This is a genomic window from Streptomyces jumonjinensis (assembly GCF_009600885.1).
Classification (GTDB): Bacteria; Actinomycetota; Actinomycetes; order Streptomycetales; family Streptomycetaceae; genus Streptomyces; species Streptomyces jumonjinensis.
Genome location: NZ_VCLA01000084.1, coordinates 1 through 6,726 on the forward strand (window position 1 = coordinate 1; position 6,726 = coordinate 6,726).

The 6,726-nt window shown below is 75.5% G+C and carries 3 protein-coding genes; all 3 read right to left on the reverse strand.

Going from position 1 to position 6,726, the window contains the following annotated elements; translation table 11 throughout:
• Window positions 1-644: ATP-binding protein (locus FF041_RS10115; protein WP_153522236.1), on the reverse strand; the 644-nt coding region annotated here is incomplete at its 3' end.
• Complete coding sequence (locus FF041_RS10120; RefSeq protein ID WP_153522238.1) at window positions 641-5,716, reverse strand: hypothetical protein; 5,076 nt, start codon at window positions 5,714-5,716, stop codon at window positions 641-643. The genes FF041_RS10115 and FF041_RS10120, both read right to left, overlap by 4 nt.
• The gene (locus tag FF041_RS10125) at window positions 5,713-6,588 is read right to left on the reverse strand and encodes a DUF4132 domain-containing protein (protein ID WP_153522240.1); all 876 of its coding nucleotides are present in this window, start codon (window positions 6,586-6,588) and stop codon (window positions 5,713-5,715) included. Before FF041_RS10125 ends, FF041_RS10120 begins: the two co-directional genes overlap by 4 nt.
• Window positions 6,589-6,726: the final 138 nt, after the last annotated feature.

Genomic DNA, 6,726 nt, shown 5'->3' on the forward strand with positions numbered 1-6,726 from the left:
AAGCCCGGGACCGCGTGCACGGTCCCGTCGGCGCCGTCGCCGCCCGCGAGCTCCGGCACGGACATCCGGCGCTCCGAGAGCAGCGACACCAGCGCGTCCTGCACCTCGGGCAGACAGCGGGTGACCTCCTCCACCCGGGCGACCGCGCCCCGGACCATCGCGGTCAGCACCGGGGAGGGCACCAGGGCCTCCCGGCTCGGGCCCTTGGCGAGCAGCATCGCGTAGTTCCAGCCGTAGCGGAGCTGATCCTCGGTGGTGCCCGCGGTGCCCTGGACGGTCAGCGCGCTGGTGCCGCACACCGCCACCGACAGCAGCTCCGACAGCATCGACTTGGCGGTGCCGGGCTCGCCGACGAGCAGCAGCCCCCGCTCACCCGCGAGCGTCACCACACACCGCTCGACGAGCGCCCGGTCGCCGACGAACTTCCGCGACACCGTCAGCCGGCCGCCGTCGGCGGCCCGCAGCGGCTCGTCGTCCGAACCGCACACGAACAGCACCACCGCGCGCGGGGTCATCCGCCAGCCCGGCGGCCTCGGCCCCTGGTCGTACGCCGCGAGAAACTCCAGCTCCCGCGCGTATCTGTGCTCCGGCAGCTCGATCTGCCGGGCCGCCCGCGGCGCCTCCGCCGCAGTCCGCTCACTCATCGCGACCCACCCCTGCCCTTCCGGGCGTTACGCCCCTTGAACTCCTCGAACCCCGGCGCATCGCCGTCCTCCACCCGCCGCCAGGCCGCCCGGAACAGCTCGGCGACCGTGGTGTCCGGCACCGTGAAGCCGTGACCGCCGGGCAGCAGCGCCGACTTCCAGCTCTCCAGCGGCAGCCGGGGCGACTTCGCCTCCAGCCAGCCGCCGGGCAGGAAGAGCGACCGCCCGGCCCGCGCCCGCTTGGCCTCCACCACGAGATCGGCGGCGGCCAGCTCCGCGCGGGCCTTCTTCAGCCGGGCGGGCTTCCAGCCGGTCCACTCCGCCTGGTTCCGGTCGCTCGGGTCGGGCAGCGCGAGCAGCATCAGATAGAGCGCCGCCGCGTCCTCGGAGAGCCCGAACCGCCCGGCCGCCGACGCCACCTGCTCCGGCGCGCTGCGCGCCGGGTGCTGCGCCGCCCCCGGCGGACCGTCGGCCGACACCAGCGCCAGGAGCTCCTCGCCGAGCAGGGCGCGCAGCGCGGTGAGCTCCGATGTGCCGCCCGAGACCGCCAGCAGCAGCTTCAGCGCCGGATGGTCCGGCCCCGCGTGCTCCCCGGTCATGAGGGCGGCGGGCCGGACCCACACCTCGTCCCACTCCGCGCGATAGCTCATCGGCGCGAGCACCACCGCGTCCGAAGCCGCGACGAGCCCCTCCGCCGCCCCTCCGGCACGCCGGGCGAGACCGAGCGCCTCCCGGACGCGTATCGAGGCGGACTTGCCCTCGCTGTCCCAGCCCACCCCGAGATCGAGCAGCAGCCCGGGATCGCCGAGCCGCTCCCGCAGCATCCGCACCGTCTCCGGCAGCACCGCGCGCAGCGGGTCCCCGAACGGCAGCCGGTACGCCAGCCAGCGCAGCGCGGTCGCATACGACGCCAGGGACTCCCCGGTGAGCAGCCGCTCCGGGTCGGCGGGCGTCAGCTCGCCGTCCTCGTCGAGCCGCTGCTCGGTGCGGCCGGTCAGCTCCGGCTGCGCCTCCGGGTTGAGCGCGGCGTCCAGCCCCGGGTCGGCGCTGAACTCGGCCACGGCCCGCGCGGTCAGCCAGGAGGGCGTGGCACGGCGCCTGCCGCGCGCCGCTGCCCAGGCCCCGGTCAGCGGCTCCAGATCGAAGCCCCGGGTCCACAGCCCGTCCACCCGCTCCGGGTCCCCGGGCAGCAGCAGCCCCGTGTACCGCTGCCGGTCGGCGCGGGAGAAGTCGCTCAGCACGGCGCGCGCCGACTTGGCGTCCGGGGTCTTGAGCCCCAGGGGCGCGAGATAGTCGGCCGACAGCAGTCCGTCCCGGCCGTATCCGTCGATCCCCGGCAGCCCGAGCAGGACCAGCGCGGCCGTCGCCGCCCCCACGCCGACCAGCTCCGCGAACTCCTGCGCCTGCTCCGGCCGGTAGGGCAGCGGCCCACGCTCCCGTACGCCGTCGATCAGGCGGCGCACCGAGTCCGCCCGCGCCGGGTCCCCGGCGGCGCCCAGCACCGTGGAGCCGGCCTCGGTGAGGCCGTCCCAGCCGCCGAAGGCCCCCACCGGGTCGTACTCCAGGCAGTTCCAGTGGGTGCAGGCGTCATGGGTCCGCACAACGGACGTGATCAGCAGGGTCCGCGGTCCCGAGCGGCGGACCGTGCCGACCGGGCGGCCGGGCTCGCCGCCCGCGTCGCCCTTCAGCTCGACGGTCCGCAGCCGTCCGCGCGGGTCGATGAGGACCGCGTCGTCCCCCTCCGTCCGCACCTCCAGCGCGGCGTCGAGGAACTCCAGCAGCGCTTCCCGGTTCTTGGCGGGCGTCGTCGGCGAGGCCGCCAGCACGGCGGCCCCCGCCAGTCCGGCGCCGGGCAGGGACAGCCACCGCACACCGCTGTCGCCGACGCCTTCCTCGCCGACGCCTTCCCCGCTGTCGCCGCCGCCCGGCGCCAGCACCCGCCGCAACGCCCGGAGCTGACTCATGGCGGAGCTGTCGTCCTGCTCCCAGGAGTGCATCCCATGGAAGTAGCGGGTGCCGGTCAGGCCGTTCAGCGCCTGCCGCAACGGGCCGTCATAGGCGCTCCGCACCGCCGGTCGGCCGTCCGCCCGGCCCTCCTCGCGGTCCTCGCGCGCCCGTTCGGCGAAGGCGCCGATGCGCTGGGCGTGCCGCGCGGCCTCGCCCACGAATCCGGCGACTCCCGCGATCAGCCCCGGGTGGGTGATCTCCGGCAGCAGCTTCCGCACCGCGTCGGCGGGCTCGGTCCCCTCCGCGACGGCCGTCAGCAGCGCCCGGGCGTCCGCCTCGGTCACCGCGCGCAGCACGGCCGAACCCCGCTCGTCGCGCGGCAGCAGCGCATGCCAGTGGCCGACCGGCGCCACGAGCGGGGTGCCGCCCGCGTACACCTCGTGCCGGCCGCCTTCGGGGACGGAGGCCAGCCAGACGCCGTCGGCGTCGTACAGCTCCACCTTCCCGTCATAGCCCCGGGTCTCGCGCCCGTGCAGCGCGGCGCCGCCGGGCAGCCGGAGGGGCGGCAGCGGAATCCCCTCATTCATATGCTCGGGACGGGAGCCCTTCGGGACCTTCACCGCGGGACTGCGGCTGCCGTCCACCGAGCAGGCGGTGAGGGTGCGCGTCTGGGGATCGAACCGCACCCACCAGCCGACCAGCCCGTCCGCGGCCCCGAACGGCGAGGTTTCGAGCCCCGGCCGCGCCGGCAGCAGCCGGCAGAAGCGCGGCAGCAGGGCGGTGCCCCGCCGCTCGGCGAGCGCCGAGTCGAAGAACGACGGCATGGACACCCGGCCCCGGCGGGCCGACCCCGGGTCGTAGTCCCACCACTCCCGCTCGTGCAGCACCCAGACGGAGACGCCGTCGGAGGCGACCGGCCGCAGCTCGCTCGCGAACGCGGTGTCGCCCGCGTGGACCGGCCGCCCGCCGAAGGTGCGGGAGCCGTCGGACAGTTCCAGGGACGGCGTCTGATAGCCCACCCAGTGATCCCGGAGCGGTCCGTCCGGAGTGAAGACCTCGGCGGCCCGCCCCGACCAGCGGCCCCTGCGGTCCTCGCCGTATCCGTTGACGGTGAGCCACTGGCCGCCGACATAGCGGACGGCCGGGCTGCCCCAGGAGCCGGCCCTGCCCGCCGGGAGCGAGAGCGTCAGCCGGTCCAGGACCGCGCGCGGCCCCACCGCCGCGGCCCGCAGCCCCAGCCGGACCACCAGCGCGGGCCACGCGTCCGCCAGGGCGTACCACTCGTCGTCGTCCCTGCCCTGCCACCGCGTGGCCTGCCGGCCGGTCTCGCCCAGCTCCCCCAGGGCCTCCTCCAGCGCGGGCCAGCCCAGCTCGTCGAGGATCCCGGCGCGGAGCGTGCGCGCCAGCGCCTGAGCCGGGGAGAAGGCGGCGATCCGGGCCACCGCCTCCGGGGCGGTCGCCAGCGTCTCCGGCGAGGCGACCGCCGCCAGCCGCTTCAGCTGGCGGTCCAGCTCCGGAAGCCCGATCGGGCGGCCGAGGTCGTCGGCCCGGTCGGCGATCCAGGCCGCGAGCACCTGGCGCAGCGCCGGGTGCCCCGCGATCCGCTTCAGCCGGCCCGAGGGCTCGTCCCCGCTGCCCGCCAGCCGCTCCACCCCGCCCCGCAGCAGCCGGGCGAACCGGTCGTCGGCGGCCAGCGCCGCCAGATCGCGGCGGCCCTCCCGCTCGTCCGCGAGCCAGGAGCCGAGCTCCAGATTCTCCATGTCGTCGCCCGGCGGATGCACCGGGACGCCCAGGGACAGACAGAGGTCGAGAACATCGAGATCGACCGTGGTGCGCCAGCCGCCGCGCAGCAGCTTCAGCGGCTTCCCGTCCGCGATCAGACGCTCCGCCAGCCGTTCCACCAGGGTCAGCTCGGAGGGGAGGCGCTTCAGATCGTTCCAGCCGCGGTGCCGGTAGCGGCTCCACGACGACAGCCAGTCGGCGGCCGGCACCGTCCCGTCCAGGAGCAGCTCGATCGCCCCGCACCGCTCCAGCAGCTCCAGCCAGGAGCCGTCGAACTCCTCCGTGTGCTCCCCGCCCGCCTCCGGCAGCAGCGACAGCAGCCGCTCCCGCACGGCCGGGTCCTCGGCGGCGACGACGGCGAGCGCGGGCAGCGCCGACTTCCAGAAGGTCCCCGACGCGCGGCTCATCGCCCCGGTGTGGATGATCTCCCTGATCAGCGAGCGCTCCTCGGCGGCGGAGTCCAGCCCCGCGCCCTTCGCCAGCCGCCGCAGATCCTCCAGCATGCCCGCGTACGGAGTGAGCCCGGCGGCGCACCGCTGGGAGGAGACCCGCCGGAACTCCGCGTACGCCCGCTCGGGCGAGAGCCGCGCGGCGAGCCCCTTCGCGTACTCCCGCAGCGCCTTGCCGCTCAGCGCGCCCGCCGCCGCGAATTCGAGGAACACCTCCCGCAGCCGCTCCTCGTCCACCGGCAGCGCGTGCCGCTGCTCGGCCGCCCGCGCCTTTCCGAAGAACACGGAGGCCTGCTGGCGTGCCTCGGCGGCGAGGAAGAGCCTCCCCACCTGCTCGTAGTACGTCGGCAGGAACTGCGGCACGGAACGGTCCAGCCGCTCGCCGATCTCGTCGAAGCCCTCCTTCGCCAGCCCGGGCTTGCTGCTGACCTGGCGCGTCAGCCGCTCCATCTCCTTGACCACGGCGAGCGCGTGGCGCCCCTGGGCCGGGTCGTTGACCAGGGCCCAGGCGGGGAAGCCCAGCGACCGCGGCTTCACCAGGCCGACCGGCGCCGAGCCGCTGCCCGTGAACCCGAGGTACTCCAGCGCCAGATCCTCCGCGGGCGCGATGGACTCCGGCACCAGCCGCACCACCGTCCGCCCGTCGAGCGCCTGATGCCCATACGCCCGGGCCGTCAGCACATCGACCGCCTCGGCGCGCCGGCGCGAGCCCGCTCCGGACGCACCGTCTGCTCCGGCCGCTCCGGCCGCCCCCTCTGAGTACCCGCCGAGCGGCAGCACCCCGCCGGTCTCCAACAGCCCGTCCATCGATCCCCCAGCAGTGCTCTGCGCGCTCGTCGTCCCCGTGCCTGTACCGATGTCCGCGGCGGTGCCCCGCGGCTCCGGGCCGCTCATCGCAGCGCCTCCTCTTCGGCCACGACCACGCGGCCCGCGTACAGCAGCGCCGCCATCCGCTCGCCCTCCGACCAGGCGACGGGCCCCACCTCGGCCAGCGGCAGCCGCCGCCCGTCCTGGTCCCGCCACTCCAGAGCCCCGGTGTGCGCCTCGGCGTCCGGATAGTCGGCCCCCAGCCAGTACGCCGCCTCCAGCGACCGGCCGTCCTCCACCAGCGGGCAGAGCGCCTGACCGCCGCGCACCCGGTACCCCATCGTCACCGCACGCGCCGTGGCATGCCGCAGCTGCTCGAACTTCCCCTTGGCGTACGCCTGCCACTCATGGCCGGTCACCTCGGCGGGCCGCCGCCACACCTCGCGGAACAGCTGCTGCACCCGCTGCTCCACACCCAGCTCGACCGCGAACTCCCGCAGGTCGTCCAGGTCTTCGAGCAGCACCGGATGCGGGATCAGCACGCTCTCGCACGCCAGCCGCACCGAATCGCCGTCCAGATCGACGATCCCGACCCCCCGGTCCGCGTCCGCGTCCCGCAGAAACCCCGCGCTCTCCATCCCGGCCGTGCCGTCCGCCCCCAGCGGCGCCACCACCAGATCCCGCAGGGCCGACTGCCAGGCCGCGTCCGGCCACACCCGCGCCAGCAGCGCCACCGGCACCGGCAGTGACCGCACCAGCCAGGCGTCCACCTGCTCCGCGCACTCCCTCTCATGCCGATCCAGCCACTCCGACAGCTGCCGCAGCCGCACCACCACGGCGTCGTCCCGCAGCTTGGGCGGAACCTGCTTCAGCTGCCGTCCCGCCGCATTCCGGCACAGCACGGCCGTGCCGTCCAGCGCCACGGTGTACCCACCGCTTTCTGTCTCGATCCAGCCCATGGCAAGACCGCCTCCCCGACGTACCGGTTTCGATGGCGATCACAGTAGGTGAGGGGTCTGACAGAGCGCTCCCGTCCCCGTCCGCCTGTGGATAACTCCCCTCACCACGCCGCGACGGCCCCGCCCGCACGGAGCCCC